The 16,807-nt window shown below is 27.3% G+C and carries 19 protein-coding genes; 15 read left to right on the top strand and 4 right to left on the bottom strand.

Features of this window, described 5'->3' with window-relative positions:
* The first annotated feature begins 191 nt into the window (after nt 1-191).
* The gene (locus VN21_RS15285) at nt 192-1,520 is read left to right on the top strand and encodes a hemolysin family protein (protein WP_046822958.1); all 1,329 of its coding nucleotides are present in this window, start codon (nt 192-194) and stop codon (nt 1,518-1,520) included.
* A gap of 75 nt (nt 1,521-1,595) precedes the next feature.
* Here VN21_RS15285 and VN21_RS15280 read toward each other — a convergent pair whose 3' ends face one another.
* Nucleotides 1,596-3,023 (bottom strand): pyridoxal phosphate-dependent decarboxylase family protein, encoded by a 1,428-nt coding sequence (locus VN21_RS15280; RefSeq protein WP_046822959.1) that lies wholly within the window; start codon nt 3,021-3,023, stop codon nt 1,596-1,598.
* 918 nt (nt 3,024-3,941) lie between these two features.
* On the opposite strand from VN21_RS15280, the gene VN21_RS15275 reads away from it, so the two are divergent.
* The 7 genes from VN21_RS15275 to VN21_RS15245 all read left to right on the top strand — a co-directional run bounded on the left by VN21_RS15275 (nt 3,942) and on the right by VN21_RS15245 (nt 10,618).
* Nucleotides 3,942-4,616, top strand: coding sequence for a Crp/Fnr family transcriptional regulator (locus VN21_RS15275; protein WP_046822960.1), 675 nt, complete (start codon nt 3,942-3,944; stop codon nt 4,614-4,616).
* A gap of 145 nt (nt 4,617-4,761) precedes the next feature.
* The gene (gene asrA / locus VN21_RS15270; protein ID WP_046822961.1) at nt 4,762-5,772 is read left to right on the top strand and encodes an anaerobic sulfite reductase subunit AsrA; all 1,011 of its coding nucleotides are present in this window, start codon (nt 4,762-4,764) and stop codon (nt 5,770-5,772) included.
* Complete coding sequence (gene asrB, locus VN21_RS15265) at nt 5,773-6,564, top strand: anaerobic sulfite reductase subunit AsrB (RefSeq protein ID WP_046822962.1); 792 nt, start codon at nt 5,773-5,775, stop codon at nt 6,562-6,564.
* A gap of 11 nt (nt 6,565-6,575) precedes the next feature.
* Complete coding sequence (asrC, locus tag VN21_RS15260) at nt 6,576-7,544, top strand: sulfite reductase subunit C (protein ID WP_046822963.1); 969 nt, start codon at nt 6,576-6,578, stop codon at nt 7,542-7,544.
* A gap of 19 nt (nt 7,545-7,563) precedes the next feature.
* The gene (locus VN21_RS15255; protein WP_046822964.1) at nt 7,564-8,334 is read left to right on the top strand and encodes a formate/nitrite transporter family protein; all 771 of its coding nucleotides are present in this window, start codon (nt 7,564-7,566) and stop codon (nt 8,332-8,334) included.
* Nucleotides 8,335-8,673: 339 nt separating this feature from the next.
* The gene (locus tag VN21_RS15250; protein WP_046824006.1) at nt 8,674-9,240 is read left to right on the top strand and encodes an Ltp family lipoprotein; all 567 of its coding nucleotides are present in this window, start codon (nt 8,674-8,676) and stop codon (nt 9,238-9,240) included.
* A gap of 388 nt (nt 9,241-9,628) precedes the next feature.
* Complete coding sequence (locus VN21_RS15245) at nt 9,629-10,618, top strand: CPBP family intramembrane glutamic endopeptidase (RefSeq protein ID WP_046824005.1); 990 nt, start codon at nt 9,629-9,631, stop codon at nt 10,616-10,618.
* A gap of 82 nt (nt 10,619-10,700) precedes the next feature.
* Here the strand turns inward: VN21_RS15245 and VN21_RS15240 are convergent, their stop codons facing one another.
* Nucleotides 10,701-10,931: a hypothetical protein gene (locus VN21_RS15240; protein ID WP_021431878.1), complete on the bottom strand. Its 231-nt coding sequence runs from the start codon at nt 10,929-10,931 to the stop codon at nt 10,701-10,703.
* A gap of 299 nt (nt 10,932-11,230) precedes the next feature.
* Here VN21_RS15240 and VN21_RS15235 point away from each other — a divergent pair, with 299 nt between their 5' ends.
* Both VN21_RS15235 and VN21_RS15230 read left to right on the top strand, forming a co-directional pair.
* The gene (locus VN21_RS15235) at nt 11,231-11,416 is read left to right on the top strand and encodes a hypothetical protein (protein WP_025162898.1); all 186 of its coding nucleotides are present in this window, start codon (nt 11,231-11,233) and stop codon (nt 11,414-11,416) included.
* Nucleotides 11,417-11,456: 40 nt separating this feature from the next.
* Nucleotides 11,457-11,690 (top strand): BhlA/UviB family holin-like peptide, encoded by a 234-nt coding sequence (locus VN21_RS15230; RefSeq protein ID WP_052952102.1) that lies wholly within the window; start codon nt 11,457-11,459, stop codon nt 11,688-11,690.
* A gap of 56 nt (nt 11,691-11,746) precedes the next feature.
* Here the strand turns inward: VN21_RS15230 and VN21_RS15225 are convergent, their stop codons facing one another.
* Nucleotides 11,747-12,022, bottom strand: a complete 276-nt coding sequence (locus VN21_RS15225) for a hypothetical protein (RefSeq protein WP_046824004.1) — start codon at nt 12,020-12,022, stop codon at nt 11,747-11,749.
* A 136-nt stretch (nt 12,023-12,158) separates the two neighbouring features.
* Here VN21_RS15225 and VN21_RS15220 point away from each other — a divergent pair, with 136 nt between their 5' ends.
* Together VN21_RS15220 and VN21_RS18765 are read left to right on the top strand one after the other, a co-directional pair.
* The gene (locus tag VN21_RS15220; protein ID WP_046824003.1) at nt 12,159-12,824 is read left to right on the top strand and encodes a VanZ family protein; all 666 of its coding nucleotides are present in this window, start codon (nt 12,159-12,161) and stop codon (nt 12,822-12,824) included.
* A gap of 71 nt (nt 12,825-12,895) precedes the next feature.
* Nucleotides 12,896-13,069 carry a hypothetical protein gene (locus VN21_RS18765; RefSeq protein WP_161794415.1) on the top strand — a complete coding sequence of 58 codons (174 nt, stop codon included), beginning with the start codon at nt 12,896-12,898 and terminating at the stop codon, nt 13,067-13,069.
* A gap of 42 nt (nt 13,070-13,111) precedes the next feature.
* On the opposite strand, the gene VN21_RS15215 is transcribed toward VN21_RS18765, so the two are convergent.
* Nucleotides 13,112-13,492, bottom strand: a complete 381-nt coding sequence (locus VN21_RS15215; RefSeq protein WP_052952101.1) for a helix-turn-helix domain-containing protein — start codon at nt 13,490-13,492, stop codon at nt 13,112-13,114.
* Between the two features lie 229 nt (nt 13,493-13,721).
* Here VN21_RS15215 and VN21_RS15210 point away from each other — a divergent pair, with 229 nt between their 5' ends.
* The 3 genes from VN21_RS15210 to VN21_RS19495 all read left to right on the top strand — a co-directional run bounded on the left by VN21_RS15210 (nt 13,722) and on the right by VN21_RS19495 (nt 16,656).
* A complete protein-coding gene (locus tag VN21_RS15210) occupies nt 13,722-14,189 on the top strand; it encodes a GNAT family N-acetyltransferase (protein ID WP_046824008.1) in 468 nt (155 codons plus the stop codon).
* Between the two features lie 390 nt (nt 14,190-14,579).
* On the top strand, nt 14,580-15,746 hold the full coding sequence (locus tag VN21_RS15205) for a YkvI family membrane protein (protein ID WP_046824007.1): 1,167 nt from the start codon (nt 14,580-14,582) through the stop codon (nt 15,744-15,746).
* Nucleotides 15,747-16,152: 406 nt separating this feature from the next.
* The gene (locus tag VN21_RS19495; RefSeq protein ID WP_046824002.1) at nt 16,153-16,656 is read left to right on the top strand and encodes a site-2 protease family protein; all 504 of its coding nucleotides are present in this window, start codon (nt 16,153-16,155) and stop codon (nt 16,654-16,656) included.
* Nucleotides 16,657-16,807: the final 151 nt, after the last annotated feature.

Genomic DNA, 16,807 nt, shown 5'->3' with positions numbered 1-16,807 from the left:
AATATTGATAAAAGTTAATTCATAGATTATAATGTACTTTAAATAAAAAGTTACCAAATAGTATTTAATAAATCTTTATTTTAAACTGTATTTACAAAAATAGGATTGGTAACAATACCTTCAGGACTATATTGATTAGTTTTAAAAAATATTTCTGATGGTTTTTTATTTATTATTTTAAGGAGGAAGAAATGAATAATTTAGATTCAGACCCCGGGGCCTTTATGCCTCAAATAATTTTAATAGCATTACTTACTGCTATTAACGCGTTTTTCGCATCAGCAGAAATGGCTATAGTTTCTGTAAATAAATCAAAAATAAAACAATTAAGTGCAAGCGGAAACAAGAAAGCTCAATTGCTTGAAAAACTCATGGAAGATCCAAGTAATTTCCTATCAACTATTCAAATTGGAATAACTTTAGCTGGATTTTTCTCAAGTGCATCTGCTGCTACAGGGATATCTACACATCTTTCAAATGTATTAGCTCCACTTAGTATACCTTATTATAAGGAACTATGTATGTTTATAGTAACAATAATACTTTCATATTTTACATTAGTATTTGGAGAATTAGTACCAAAAAGAATTGCTTTGAAAAAAGCAGAAAAGATATCATTATTTTCGGTAAAGCCAATTTACATTATATCTAAAATTGCAAAACCATTTATAAAGCTTTTATCATTTTCAACTAGTCTGGTTTTAAAAATAATAAGAAATAATGATATGGATATTGAGGAAAGAGTTTCTGAGGAAGAAATTAGAACTTTAATATCACAATCTCAAGAAGATGGATGTATTGAAAATGAAGAAAAACAGATGATATATAGCATATTTGAATTTAATGATAAGACTGCTAAGGAAATTATGACATCTAGACATGATATGTTTGCGGTAGACATAGAAGATGATTTGGATGAAATACTAGAAGGAGTAATAGCATCAGGATACTCTAGAATACCTGTATATGAAGATAATAAGGATAATATCCTCGGTATATTATATGTAAAAGACTTATTAGTAAAAGCTAAGAAGGTTGGATTTAAAAATATAAATTTAAAAACAATGCTTCATGACCCATATTTTGTTTCAAAGTCTATTAGAACAAATGAATTATTTAAACTTCTAAAGGATAAAAAGGTCCACTTAGCGTTATTAATTGATGAATATGGTGGAATAGAAGGGCTAGTAACTATGGAAGATTTAATTGAAGAAATTATGGGAGATATTGAGGATGAATACGATAAAACTAAATCTACTATAACACAAATTGATGATAGTAATTTTATTGTAAAAGGATATTTGACAATAAGTGAATTTAACAATAAATTTGATATAGATATAGAGCAAGGTGACTATGATACTTTAAATGGATATATACTTACATTGTTAGGTGATTTCCCAGAAGAAGGTCGAGAAATTGAATTAGACAATTTTACATTTTTAATTGAAAATGTAAATAAAAGAAGAATTGAAGATATAAGAGTAAGTATAAAAAACAGATGTGCGCAAATATCATAATGAGTTTTTATACACTTGAAATTTAAACAAAAATGAGTAAATCCCTACATCTAAGGGTTTACTCATTTTTTTATATTATACAGCACTTAAACTAAAGTTATGAGTTAATAAGTGTTTTGCAAATTCATCTAGTTTGCTTATTGTTTGTTTTATATCATTTTCTGTTGTTTCATGATTAATAGCACACATTCTTAAAACAACTTTACCATTTAAAACTGTTGTAAATATTCCTGCATAGTTTTCTTGAAGTGCTAAATGTGAAATATTATTGTTAAGTGTATCTATATCTTGTTCAGACATTCCAGATGGAGCATATCTAAAATTGATAATTGCTAATTTAGGATCAGATATTATTTCCCAATTCTCAAATCCTAATAATGTATTCTTAATATATTCTGCAAGATGAATACCATATTCAATTCTTCTGCTCATTTCACTAGTTCCTAGAGTTTGTAATGTAAACCAAAGTTTAAGACCCCTAGTCGGTCTTGTTAATTCAATACCTATGTTTCCATAGTTTATTTCATCGTCATTTATATCTAAGTCTCTTAAATACTCTGGATTTTCACTAAAACTTTTTGCTAAATCGTTTTTGTCTTTTACAAGAACCATTGCACAACTATATGTTTGGAATAACCATTTATGTGCATCCCAACTTAAACTATCAGCATTTTCTATTCCTTTTAATAAATGATTATAGTTTTCAGATAATAATATCGATGCTCCATAAGCTCCATCTACATGCATCCATAACCCATATTCTGAACATATATCAGATATTTCTGGTATTGGATCAATACTTCCAGTATTTGTAGTCCCTGCACTAGCTATAACAACAAAAGGATGCAGTCCATTTGTTATATCATTTCTTATTGCTTTTTCTAGTTCATCTATCTTCATTCTATAATTTGAATCTGAAGGTATTTTTCTGATATTCTTAGGAGATATTCCTGATATTTTAAGTGCTTTTTTAATTGAACTATGAGTTTGATCAGATACATAAGCAGTTCCCAAATGTAATTTATCAAATGAAAGTTTGTTATCTCTTGCAGCTACCATTGCTGTAAGATTTGCCATAGATCCTCCTGAAACAAATAGTCCGCTCGATTGTTCTGTGTTATATCCAGCTTTTTCAGATAGCCATTTAATTAATGTTTTTTCAATAAAACTAGCAGCTGATGTTGTCATCCAGCATCCAGCATGCAAGTTATAAGCACTGGACATTACATCTCCAATCCAAGAATTCAAATCTGCTGGCCCAGGTATAAATCCAAAAAATCTTGGATGGTTTACTCTTGCTCCATACTCATAAACTTCTTTTATCATTTCTTCCATAACTTCTTGTACCTGTCTCCCCTGACTAGGTATATTTATGTTTCTAAGTTTATTTATTTGATTAGAATCAGCTACTTTTACTACTTCATTAGATTCTAACGATTCAAGTCCTTTAAAGTATTGATCAATAAAATAATTTAAAGAATTTTTAAGTTCTAAATTGTTCATGTTGCTTTACCCCCATTTCTACGCAATTGTCCTTGTCTTTTTTAAGCCACGTTCATGATATCATCAAAATATATATTAATCAAACTACGGTTTCTGTATTATAATTAAATTTCGCGCTTGTAAATCGTAAAATTCAAGCTTATATAACCAAATTTTGGAATAAATCGATTAAAATTAAATTTAGCAATTGCATAAACAGTTCGAAAGATTAAGAAAATAATAAAAAAATAGTTAAAAAATAAAGTAACTGTATGTTTATTCCCTTAAATAATTTAATTTACTTTAGATTATTTGAACCTACATATATGTGCTACAGGGATAAATAGTTTAAAATAAGTACATTTTTTGAGCTATGGTTATATGGATAGAATAGAAAAGCATATATTTTAATAACCTATTTAATAATCAATAATGTTAATAATTTAAATCATGTAATTTATAGATACTTACCATTAAAACATAAACTTTTGTTTATAAAAACTTAACTGATTAAATAAATAAGACTACTCCAAATCAACCTTTTGTAGAAGATTTTGTATCTAAAAGTTCTGCTGTTTTCGCTTGGAGTTCCATTCCATATAGAAGTGAGCATAGAAATCTTTATATCACATAAGAATCTCTTAATTGTGGTACTTGTGCTATTGAAATTTATGATCAAAACACATCATTGATGATCTTCCAGAATATAAATTTATAATTTATATGGCTTGTTTAGGCAAGACTTTTTAGCGTTTTCATAATTTAATTAACATTGTTTACAATAATCTAATTATATAAAAAAGGTCACTCTTATTGCCATTTGAGTGATCTTTTTTAATAAAACAAACAAATACAATGGTTAATCTATTTTCGATGTAGTAAAATAAATTGTAAAGATTAAAATTAACTAAAAATTAAGTATATAAGGATTTGTAAAATATGATGAAAATAAATAGCATATCAATATTTGATAATATAAAACCAGAAAGTAAAGAACAGTTAGAGAATATAATGACAAGTTTTCATGCACAAAGAAAAGAAACTTTATTCCTAGAAAAAGAATTTATTGATAATTTGTATTTTATAGAAAAAGGAAAAGTATCTATATACAAAATAAATGAAAATGGTGAGAGAAAGGTAATATTCATATTTAAAAATGGTGATGTAATAAATGATCTTTCCTTAGATCAAGAAAAAAACACTATTTTTGCTTGTGAAATATTTGAAAAGTCAACTATATTGAAGTGCCCTACATCTGAATTCATAAAAATAATGGAAAATGACTTTAATTTAATGAAAAATATATTAGTTCATACTCAAAATATTAATAGAAGACTATACAGACAACTAAAAAACTCTTCTTCAATAAATATAGATAAAAAACTTGCAGCAAAACTATATAGAATGGGAAAAGAGTTTGGATTAGAACAGGGAGAATGGACACTTATTAAAGCAAACATAAGTATTACATATATAGCAGAAATGCTTGGGTGTAAAAGGGAAAGTTTATCAAGAACAATGAAACAATTGCAAGACTATGGATTGGTCAAAATTATAAATAAAAATATTTATATAAAAAAAGAAGGTTTATCTAAATACTTTAAAGGTAATTAATAGAGAGTGCACATAACAATGTAATTAATGTTATGTGTATTTTTTTATAAATTCGATAAAAAGATATCAATATTGTTATATATATCACAGACATTCAAAAAATCGTATGCTACTATATCTTTAATAAAATATAGGAGGAGAGATTATGAAGATAAAATTGAATAGAGCAAACTTCGATAAAGGTCTTAAATTATTGAAATCGGAATATAAAATTTTTGCACCTGTAACGACCCCTTTTAAAGGAGTTTACTCTGATACAGATTTAACTAAATATGAGGAAATAAGTAGTATAGAGGATATAGAGTTTAATAAAAAATCTAACTTTTCACCAAAAGAAGTTATACTACCGATAACTCAAACATTATTTTATTTTACAGAAAAAGAATATAAAACTAGTGATATAGATAATAAAAAATTGATTATATTTTTAAGAGCTTGTGATATAAATGGAGTAAAAAGATTAGATGAGATTTATCTTAATAACGGTATTGAAAAAGATTATTTCTATGAAAGATTAAGAGAAAAAGTAAAGTTTGTTTTAATTGGGTGTAAAGAAAGTTTTAGAAATTGTTTTTGTGTAAGTATGGGGTCTAACAAAACTGATAACTACTCAATGGCATTAAATATAGATAATGATGAAGTTTATTTAGATATAAAAGATGAAGATCTAAATGTATTTAGTGGTGAAGATACGGAGTTTGAAGTTAACCATGCTAAGGAAAACCTTATCCACGTAGAACTACCTAAAAATATAAACCCGCTAGAACTATCAAAACATGAAATGTGGGATGAGTATGATTCTAGATGTATAGGATGTGGACGTTGCAATTTTGTCTGTCCAACTTGTACTTGCTTTACTATGCAAGATATATACTACAAAGAAAATGATAATGTAGGAGAAAGAAGAAGAGTATGGACGTCTTGTCAGGTAGATGGATACACAGATATGGCAGGTGGTCATTCTTTTAGAAAAAAACAAGGTGAAAGAATGAGATTTAAAGTGATGCATAAGATATACGACTTTGATAAAAGATTTGGATACCAAATGTGCGTAGGATGTGGAAGATGCGATGATGCCTGTCCACAATATATATCTTTTTCACAGTGCGTAGAAAAAATAAAAGGCATAGTAGATATCAATGAGGAGGTAAAGTAGATGAATCCATACATACCAGTTAATTCAAAGATTATAGATATAATTAAACATACAGATATAGAATGGACATTTAGGGTTTCTAGTAAAACCGAAGGAGTTTTACCAGGAATGTTTTATGAAATTTCAATTCCTAAATTTGGAGAAAGTCCAATATCAGTATCAGGATACGGAAAAGATTATATAGATTTTACTATAAGAAATGTAGGTAAGGTAACTAGTGAATTATTTAATTATACAGTTGGAGATAGCTTTTTTATAAGAGGACCTTATGGTAATGGATTTGATGTAAGTTTATACGAGGGAAGAGAAATTGTTATTGTAGCAGGAGGAAGTGGTCTAGCTCCTGTAAGAGGTATCGTAGAGCATTTTTACAACAATCCTGATAGATGTATAAGCTTTAAGTTAATAGTTGGATTTAAAAGCCCTCAAGATATATTATTCAAAGATGATTTAAATAAATGGAGTGAAAAACTAGACATATTGGTAACAGTGGATAATGCTGATAGTGATTATGATGGAAATATAGGATTGGTTACAAAGTATATTCCAGAGTTGAAGATAGATGATATAAATAACATATCTGCAGTAGTTGTTGGACCTCCTATGATGATGAAATTTACAGTAGCAGAGTTTTTAAAAAGAAATCTATCTGAGCACAACATATGGGTATCTTACGAAAGAAAAATGTGCTGTGGTGTAGGTAAATGTGGACACTGTAAAATGGATGATACTTATATTTGTATAGATGGACCTGTATTTGATTATTCTTATGCAAAGAATTTAATAGATTAGGAGGTATAACTATGATAAGAGATTTAAATACTAAGAAAGTAATGAAAAATGCTTTTAGAATAACTAAAACTAAATATGAAACTTCTCTTAGAGTGAGAATACCGGGTGGAAGTGTAGATCCAGAAAGTTTGATGATAATTTCTAAGATAGCTACAGAGTATGGAAATGGCGAAATACATATTACCACTAGACAAGGTTTTGAAATACTGGGTATAAAGATGGAAGATATGGAATCAGTAAACAAACTTATACAACCAGTAATTGAAAAAATGGATATAAACCAGGCAGAAAAAGAAGAAGGATATCCAGCTGCAGGTACTAGAAATATATCTGCATGTATAGGAAACAAAGTCTGTCCAAAGGCTCAATATCACACAACAAACTTTGCAAAGAGAATAGAAAAAGCTATCTATCCAAATGATTTACACTTTAAGATAGCACTAACTGGATGTCCAAATGACTGTATAAAGGCGAGAACCCATGACTTTGGAATAATAGGCATGACACGTCCTTTATATGAAAAAGAGAGATGTATATCATGTGGAGCTTGTGTGAAAAAATGTGAAAAACTATCCACTAAAGCTTTAAGTATGGAAAACTATAAAATCGTAAGAGATCACGATAAATGCATAGGATGTGGAGAGTGTACTTTAAACTGTCCTACTTCAGCATGGACTAGAGATGAAAAGAAATACTACAGACTAGCAATCATGGGTAGAACAGGTAAGAAAAATCCAAGGCTAGCAGAAGATTTCTTATTGTGGGCAGATGAAGAATCTATAATAAAAATAATACTTAATACTTATAAATATGTAGAGCAATATATAGCTAAAGATGCTCCAGGAGGAAAAGAGCATATAGGATATATAGTTGATAGAACAGGATTTATGGAATTTAAAAAGTGGGCATTAGAAGGTGTAAATTTAGATGATATAGTAAAAGTAAATGAAAATATTTACTGGAGCGGAATAAAATATTAACTTAAACTAGGGGGTAATTATGCATAACGAAACACTTGAAAAACTAACAGTCGCTGCTAAGAACAAAGTTAATTTATTAAATAGCAGTAGATTAAAATACATTGTATCATCAGCTTTTGCAGGCCTTTATGTTGGTATAGGAATATTATTAATTTTTACAATAGGTGGACTTTTAACATCAGCTAATTCTCCTATGACAAAAATTATGATGGGTGTATCATTTGCTATAGCATTAAGTTTAGTTGTAATGACTGGTAGTGAACTATTTACAGGTAACAACATGGTAATGACAGCTGGTACGTTAAACAAAGGCACTAGTACTAAAGACTTACTCAGAGTATGGGCTTATAGTTTTGTAGGTAATTTGCTTGGATCGCTTTTGGTTTCTGGATTATTTGTAGGTACAGGACTTGTTAATAAAGGATCTGTAATGGAGTTTTTCGCTACAACATCATTAGCTAAAGCATCACTTCCATTTATGGATCTTTTCTTTAGAGGAGTACTTTGTAACATACTAGTATGCGTGGCTGTAATGTGCTCATTTAGAACAAATGATGATACTGCAAAGTTAATAATAATATTTATGTGTTTATTTGCTTTCATAACTAGTGGGTTTGAACATAGTGTAGCTAATATGACTATATTTGGAGTAGCATTATTTTCAAGTGCTATCAAAGGAGCTACTCTTATGGGTGCAATATATAACTTATTTGTAGTTACATTAGGAAACATAGCAGGTGGAGCACTAGTAATGGGTGCTGGTGCATATATATTGGGTAAAAAAGATTAAGCAATGAATAGGCTTTAGTAAGGTGTGTTGGGTTAAAATAAAATTAGTAATAGAATAATAAAATAGTATCTACTGAAATTGTTCAATAGATACTATTTTTTATTTTAAATATGTTGTTATATAGCTAATTAACAACGTATTTATCTATATAAAATCTTATTGTTGATTTGCAACTTCTAGTTCATCACTTAGTAATGCAGCTCCTACTTCTAGTATAAATCTAAGTATTAAATAAAAAAATTCTATTTATTTCATTTTTTTACAAATTACGACAAAGTATATGTATTATACTATTTTATAGAAATTATACTATTTTTAAATAAAAGGAGATTTAAGTAAATGGCAAAACTAATAAAATGTAAATCTTGCTCTAATGAAATAGCATCTAATGCTAAATTTTGTCCAGGGTGCGGAGCAAAGAACAAAAAACCAATATATAAAAGGCCTTGGTTTGTGATAATAGCATTTTTTGTAATAATTGGAGTGATAGGTGGATCATCTGGTGGAGATTCTACTAAAACAAATAGTGCAACAACTGGAGCTGAACAAGAGGTTAGTCAGACTCAAAACCTAGAAGAAGGTGTTAAAGCAGAAAAAGATGTTCCAACAGAATATAAATCCGCATTGAAAAAAGCAAAAACATATAGCGATACTATGAGTATGTCTAAGGCTGGATTATATGATCAGTTGACATCAGAGTACGGTGAAAAGTTTTCAGAAGAAGCAGCACAATATGCTATAGATAATGTAAACGCAGATTGGAAAGAAAATGCATTAAAGAAGGCAAAAACTTATCAAAACGACATGGCAATGTCTCCAAGTGCAATCCATGACCAATTAATATCAGAACATGGCGAACAGTTTACAGAAAATGAAGCGCAATATGCTATAGATAATCTAGAGTAATTTTTTGTCTTTCCAATATAAAAAATACACTTTAAAAATTAAAATAACAAATAATTAATTTGATTTTTTATCAAATTAATTGTATTATTAAAACCTAAATAAAATTTTAGACTTTTAATAATATACCGATTAAAAATGCCTCCAAACTATAGATTTAGTTATGGAGGTATTTTTTACGCTTAAAGAAACTATGTTTAACTAATATTTATGGATAACATCTTGAGCATCATAATTTAGACGCTTTAGTGAAATAAAAAATAACATTTTGAGCAACGGACGAAGTGGTTAGCTACATGAGCGAAGCGAATTTTATATATTTATTGTGATTTTTTTCCATTTAAATTGTGCTATAATTTTATCATAAAATTTTTAAACTTGGGGGATTAAAATGTATAGTGATATTAAGATTATAAAAAAAGAAGTAAGGGACTTCTTGATAATTAACTTTAGCTTAATTACTTTTATATCTATCTTCATATTTATTCGCGCTGCAAAACCAAATAGCATTTCATTTTTATCAAGCTTTGCAGGATTATTTATGTACATTCCCGCATTTTCAGCAATTACTATTTTAAATATAAGCCATCATTATATCTTTCCCTCATCAATATATAGATTTTTTAATATCTTTTCTATTGCTACAATTACAAAGATAATTTTATGTATAATTGAATCTTTGTTTATAAACAACCTAAAGATATCTTTTTTAGTAGATGTTCTAGTATCTTGTTATCTTACAACTAGCATTTTTATGAATTCATCTGATTTTGAAATTTTAAATTTATGCTTTAACAAAAACTTTAAAAAAATTGTATTTGTAATATTGATTTCTTTAGCAATAACTACAATTAGTAATTTATCACAATTAAAATATATTCAAATTAGTCCTATAAATATTTTAGATTTAATTATGAGAGTTTTATTTATAGTGGGTTTAAATGTAGTCTTTGGATGTAATCTATTCTTTGGAGAGGAGTTTGGCTGGAGATACTTCTTACAACCTCGCTTACAAAATCTTTACGGAAAAAGATTAGGAGTTATTTTATTAGGTCCAATATGGGGAATTTGGCATTTACCTCTTTGTATAACTTTGTATAGCCCTGAAAGTCCAATATACTGTGTTATTACTCATATAATTGCATGTACTACTCTTGGAGTATTTTTAGGATATGCTTACATGAAAACCGAGAACCTCTGGGCTCCTATGCTAGTACATTTGTTAAATAACTCGATTGCACCTATAATTGGTAATTCACACGGCAAAGTTTATACACTAAAGACTCTTTTTTATGAAATTTTATTGTATTCAATAGTATTCTTGCCATTTTTACTTATAAAAGAATATAGCTCTAATCAAAAATTATATATTGATAATTAACATATATATTGAATTTTATAAAATAACACCCAACTCTAAAATTTAGACTTGGGTGTTATTTTAGCTCTATTATAATTAATACTTATAACTGTTCTTTCTTTAGTTTTAGGTATTCTATTCTTTCTAACTTGTGTTTAGTATCTTTTAAAACTGTTTTTTCTACTAAAGGATCTTTTTTCAGATACTCGTAAACTGCTTTAACAATAACTGTATTTAGATTATCTCCATCTCGTTCTGCCTTTAAATCAAGTTCTTTTTTTAAATCCATACTTACTGTTACCATAGTTCTTGTATTCGCTTTACTTACTGCCATTTTTACCTCCTAAAATCAATTTTGAAATATAGTGTAAATTTAGATGCGTCTTTTAATTTATTTTAAAATAGTGTTATCACTTTAATAAGTAAATTTTATCATATATTTATTATATCAATCAATTCAAATATTAATATACATATCTAAATTTAGTCATTTACATAATTATATTTAATACTTAAAAATTTAAACCTTACTATTTAATACAAAAGTGCAATCACTTTTTTTATAAAACAGGTTGAATATAGAACGTATGTTCTATATAATATTGCTATAGAATCTAATTTTGGAGGGGTTCAATGAAACAACTTTCTACTAATGAAAAACTAATTGTATTAGGGTATATAGAGGAGATGCTAGATATATTTAATACTGTTTTAATTGAAGAATTTAAAGATGGGGAAGAACCAAATATTATTTGTAATGGTAGTAAATTTTTAAAAAGAGATTTTGAATCTCTAAAAATAAAAATTCAAAATTTATAGCATTAAAAAACAGATATTTTATGAAAGGTAGTGATTTATATTGATCAGGGAAATTGTCAATATTGTTGGTAAGGAAGGTTCTTGGGCTTTACTTTCATTTGGATTGATACTTTACATACTAAAAGCTCAAGAAAAAAGGGATATCTTACAAGAACAAAGAGAGGAAAAATATCAAGAGATAATAGAAACTATGACATGTAAATTAGATATTTTGACTCGTCTTTCAGAAGACATAAATGATATTAAAAGTAAATTGCAAAATACAGTTCACTAGTTGTTTACATATAAAAAAGGATTGCTATTATAATTTAATATAATAGCAACCATTTTTCATTCTCTCAATATTTCATATATTCCCTTAAACCCTTCATCAACAACTAAATTTCTATAGTTACCTTTTTTTAAATCAAATCCTCTTCCCATCTGTTCCACTGTATATCCCTCTGATTCCATATACTCTGTAAAATCATTATAAGATCTACTTATATACCTCAATGGTTCATCTGAAATTTTTTCTACTTTCTCATTATTCAAGGTTATCTTAACAATATCACTTAATCCAATAAATGGATTAAGTATTTTAGAAGAGTTAATTAGATATACCATTACCAAACTGCTATTATTGTAAATTGTTATTATTTCAACATAAATTTAAGAAAATCTTAAGATTTATAATACTAAAACAGTGTTAGTATTTATATTAGTTAACCCATTAAATTTTGAAAGGAGGAATTTTTAAGTTATGTATATAATTTACCCACTTCTTTGTGCCATAATACCTTGTTTCATATATCAAATAATTACTATAAAATCTAAAAGTTTAGAAGATGAAACAGGCTTAATATTTCATTTTATATGGGTTTATGTTTTCTTATTTTATATTTATTTAGCAATCAACGTAGCTGGAATCGGGAGTATGTGGGATATAGGCCAGTATGGAAACATCATCCGGATAGAAGAGATAAACTTAGTTCCATTTAATTCATCAGGTGTTATTACATACATACTAAATGTTATAATGTTTATGCCTTTAGGTTTTTTACTTCCTCTAATTTGGGACCAGTGTAGGAGTCTTCGTAAAGTATTTTTGGTCGGACTATGTTTTTCATTATCAATTGAATTTTGCCAATTATTCAATCATAGGGCTACAGACATTGATGATTTAATGATGAACTCATTAGGAGCTGTTTTAGGATATTTAATATGGTTCTCTTCAATTAATTTAGTTGAACGAGTAAGTAAGTCCCCTATATTTGTTTCTATGAATAAATCAAATATCCAAAATAAATTTAGTTTATATATAAATAAAAATACTGTCTCTATATCTAAACATGAACCAGTCATTTACCTTGTATTAGCTGTTTTAGGAGAGTTTTTATTTTACAACTGGATGCTTATACCGAACTAATTTTACAAATCATTTATATCTTAAATGTTAAAATAACTTTAAATATATCAAATTCATAAGGGGTGAATGGAATGAAAAAGGAAAAATTTATAATATTAAGTTCACTTGTACCAATTCTAATGCTAATTAATATAACAGTTTTTAAATGTATTTTAATTGCTAATATAATAATAGCTTTAACTTTAGCACTCATTTCTGGAAAACTAGTATCTGAGGTTATAAAGTTAAGAAATAGGAATATCTAAATTAAAAAAGTACTTACTGTAATAGTAAGTACTTTTTAAGTTTTAATTCTTAAGTTTAAACTTTGATATCAGTTTATCTATAAAATATCCTATTGCTGCAAATCCAATCCCTGACATCCCTAAACTAGGAACTGAATCTTCGAATAAAAATCCAACAATAAGTCCAATACAGCCAAATATACACATAATTTCCCAGCTAAACTTTTCATCATTTGTTTCGATTTCTTCCTCATCATAAACTAATGAATCTACAGTTACATCAAAAAATTTTCCAATAGATTTTAAACTTTCAATATCGGGCATATCCTCTTGATTTTCCCATTTATCAATATATTGACTTGATATGTTGAGCATTTTACCTAGTTTTTCTTGTGAAAATTCATTTTCAATTCTCAATTGCTTTAATTTATCTCCAAAATTCACTTTCATCCTCCTAAAGTATCTCCTTATAAGTATAATATCTTTATTAATTAAGATAACACAACTTATAATCTATTTTTACACAATGGATTAATATGTATAAATTTTGAACTTAAATATTCTACTATTTAAAAACTGATTGATATGATAACAAAAATAACATACCATTAATTCTAAAAAGGAGTAATACTATGATAAAAAACTAGAGTTAAAAATACCAAATATGATTTATATGCATAGCTTTCTAGAAAATATAAATGACTATCAAACAAACGATGATTTAGAATATTTTAATATGTATAAATCAGCAATAAATAACTTCGAACAATACGTAAATAAATTAAACAATAATGCTAAAGGACTTGATTTACCCGAAGGGTATATTCCCTCATCAACTTTTTGGCTAGTAAATGATGATAACAATGTCTTAGGAGTAGTTAGAATTAGACATCAAGCAATTCCTTTACATGGTCATATTGGCTATGACATAGCTCCACGATATAGAGGTAATGGCTATGGTAATAAAATATTAGAACTTGCATTACCTTTAGCAAAGAAACTCGGTATTAATCAAGTTATATTAAATTGTGAATCTACAAATATACGCTCCCAAAAGGTCATACAATTAAATAATGGTATATTGTTTAAAACTATAGTAGGAGATGGAAAAGTTTATAATCAATTTATTATTGAAGTATAAATATATCTATATGTTTTTATATATTAAAATGTTTTATAATAAAATTTTTCATTACAATTTTTGATACAAAATCACATAAATTCTAACTTGTATATAACTATTACAATTATAGTTAATTAGCTTGTTAACAGTTTCAAATACTAATTAAGTACATTTAAATAAATAGTAATCGAAAATAATTTTAAATTTTTTGTAGAAGGAAATCGGAAACATTTATCAAATACTTATATTGCAGGAATTCTTGCATTCATAGATTTATCAACTCATTCATTTGTCCTGCTTATTTGATTTAAAGAATTTTCAAATATACAATTCTGCAAAATTCACAAGATATTTGTTGTTATAATAACAACAAATGTGAATACAATTATACCAAAGGAGATGTTTAAAATGAAAAGCAATAACTTAGCTCCATTAAATTCTAAACCTAACTTTAAAGGTATTTTGGGTGTTGCTTCAGTTTGGTTTGCTGCTCATGTCGGTGGAGGCTTTGCTACAGGTAATCAGACAATGAATTTCTTTGTTGAAGATGGATGGTATACCTTCTGGATACCAATCCTAATTATCGGTATTATATCTTTAGTTTATAGGGAAACAATGATTATGGCTAAAAATCATCAAGCTTATGACTACAGAACAATAGCTAAAAAACTTTATGAACCATACGATAAGGTACTACCTATCGTATTTGAGATTTGTTACTTAATAATAGTTTTACTTGCTACAGGAGGCTCTATTGCTGGTGCAGCTGCATTATTTACTGAATTTGGACTTAGCTACAACCTAGGTGTAGTGATAACCGGATCAGTACTATTTATACTAACAATATTTGGTGCTAACCTAATTAGAAGTGCCTCTTCATTTATGACTATAATAATAGTCGTTTGTCTTGCTCTGATATGTTATATAGGAATTTCTGCAAACTCTGATAATTTTGTTCAATTAGCAACAACTGGATATGCAACTTCATCAGTTTGGGAAGCCCTATGGTCAGGTCTACAATATGCTGGGTTCCAGGCTATAGTATGGTCAATAGTTGTAAGTGTTTGTCAACCTCTTAAAACAGATAAGGAAATCAATCTAACAACTATAATAGGATTTGTATTAAACAGTGTAATGATAGTACTTAGTTGCATGATGTTATTTGCATGGCTTCCAGGAAATTCCGGAGAAACACTTCCTATTCTTTACATTTGTAAGCAAATAGGTAAAAACTGGCTTGTAGTCTTATACTCTATTGTACTTTTACTTGCATTCATATCTACTGGTATAGGGTGTGTATTTGGTGCAATTGCAAGATTTGAAAATATTATTAAAGTTCCATCAAATATAACAGTTAGAAGAGGAGTTCTTTCTCTATGCTGTATGATACTATCTATGGCTATATCTCTTTTCGGTCTTACAAACATAGTTAAGATTGGATACGGATATACTGGTATAATTGGTGTTTTCGTTGTAATAATTCCAGTACTTACTGTAGGACATATTAAAAATAAAAAATTCAAATTAAATCAACAGATTCCGAATACACAAGAGAATGTAATTGTAGAAGAGTAGAATTAATTATAAATTTTTTGTAAGTTCATAGCTAATTGCTAAAAATAAATAAAATGCCTTAGAATCTTAATTAACTAGATTCTAAGGCATTTTTTACGCTTAAGTAAATTATACTTATGGATAACTTATAAAATGCAGTGATCCCCTATTTTGTTGAATATAAAAAAATTAAATTTTGAGCGACATGATCGAAGCGAGTTTTTTATTTTAAAATATAGAGAGTATTTTTACATGTTTTTCTTTTGTAAGATTTTTAAAACATTTATTATCTATATTCATTTTTTCTAGAATTCTAAAATTTTTATTTGATACAAATTTTTACTTTGCTTAATGTAAATACTTATACTACATTTTTATGGAATAGTATTTGAATGGTTGATAATATAATTATCTAAGGGGTGGAAATATGAGTTTAAGTTGCTTAGATTTTTTAATTTATCCAATCATATATATTTTATCAATGCCAATTTTAGTTTTATTTCATGAGTTAGGTCATGCAATTTCCGCATTAATACTTACCGATGATATTGTAAGCATTTACATAGGAACGTCTAGTTTAAATACGAGATTTAGATTTGGTAGGTTAACTATTTATTTTAATGGTTATTCATCCTTAATGGATATATCATATGGTTGTGTAAATTGGAATCCAATGTATAATAATTTAAAGTCAATTTTAATGAATGCCGCTGGACCCCTTATATCTTTATTAATTGCTTTTCGATTTTTTATAATTTTAGATAATTATCATCTATCATATTTTTTAATTAAGGTTTATAATGGAATATTTATTTTCAGTTTTAGCCAATTTTTATTTACAATTTTTCCAATTAAATACACTTATAGACCCTATATCGGGTTTTCAAGTGATGGGTATAAAATCTTACAACACTTGAAAATACTACATTAGATCATTTGATTTTACTTAATCTAATTGCAAAAACAGGAAAATACAATATTTTTATCGTTAATTTTAAATTTGTGTAACATTTTGTTTCCTTTACTTGTCCATAGATTTAAAATAAAATATATAATTATATATTTTATTGAGGTGGTAAAAT

This window comes from Paraclostridium benzoelyticum (assembly GCF_001006285.1).
Classification (GTDB): Bacteria; Bacillota; Clostridia; order Peptostreptococcales; family Peptostreptococcaceae; genus Paraclostridium; species Paraclostridium benzoelyticum.
This window is presented reverse-complemented; position numbering and strand designations above follow the sequence as displayed.

Coding starts and splice junctions, on each gene's coding strand:
- VN21_RS15220 (WP_046824003.1), top strand. CDS start 12,159: ATGTATATAATTTACCCACTTCTTTGTGCCATAATACCTTGTTTCATA.
- VN21_RS15275 (WP_046822960.1), top strand. CDS start 3,942: ATGATGAAAATAAATAGCATATCAATATTTGATAATATAAAACCAGAA.
- VN21_RS15210 (WP_046824008.1), top strand. CDS start 13,722: ATGCATAGCTTTCTAGAAAATATAAATGACTATCAAACAAACGATGAT.
- VN21_RS15205 (WP_046824007.1), top strand. CDS start 14,580: ATGAAAAGCAATAACTTAGCTCCATTAAATTCTAAACCTAACTTTAAA.
- VN21_RS15250 (WP_046824006.1), top strand. CDS start 8,674: ATGGCAAAACTAATAAAATGTAAATCTTGCTCTAATGAAATAGCATCT.
- asrB (WP_046822962.1), top strand. CDS start 5,773: ATGAATCCATACATACCAGTTAATTCAAAGATTATAGATATAATTAAA.
- VN21_RS15235 (WP_025162898.1), top strand. CDS start 11,231: ATGAAACAACTTTCTACTAATGAAAAACTAATTGTATTAGGGTATATA.
- VN21_RS15245 (WP_046824005.1), top strand. CDS start 9,629: ATGTATAGTGATATTAAGATTATAAAAAAAGAAGTAAGGGACTTCTTG.
- VN21_RS15240 (WP_021431878.1), bottom strand. CDS start 10,931: ATGGCAGTAAGTAAAGCGAATACAAGAACTATGGTAACAGTAAGTATG.
- asrA (WP_046822961.1), top strand. CDS start 4,762: ATGAAGATAAAATTGAATAGAGCAAACTTCGATAAAGGTCTTAAATTA.
- VN21_RS15255 (WP_046822964.1), top strand. CDS start 7,564: ATGCATAACGAAACACTTGAAAAACTAACAGTCGCTGCTAAGAACAAA.
- asrC (WP_046822963.1), top strand. CDS start 6,576: ATGATAAGAGATTTAAATACTAAGAAAGTAATGAAAAATGCTTTTAGA.
- VN21_RS18765 (WP_161794415.1), top strand. CDS start 12,896: ATGAAAAAGGAAAAATTTATAATATTAAGTTCACTTGTACCAATTCTA.
- VN21_RS15280 (WP_046822959.1), bottom strand. CDS start 3,023: ATGAACAATTTAGAACTTAAAAATTCTTTAAATTATTTTATTGATCAA.
- VN21_RS19495 (WP_046824002.1), top strand. CDS start 16,153: ATGAGTTTAAGTTGCTTAGATTTTTTAATTTATCCAATCATATATATT.
- VN21_RS15225 (WP_046824004.1), bottom strand. CDS start 12,022: ATGGTATATCTAATTAACTCTTCTAAAATACTTAATCCATTTATTGGA.
- VN21_RS15285 (WP_046822958.1), top strand. CDS start 192: ATGAATAATTTAGATTCAGACCCCGGGGCCTTTATGCCTCAAATAATT.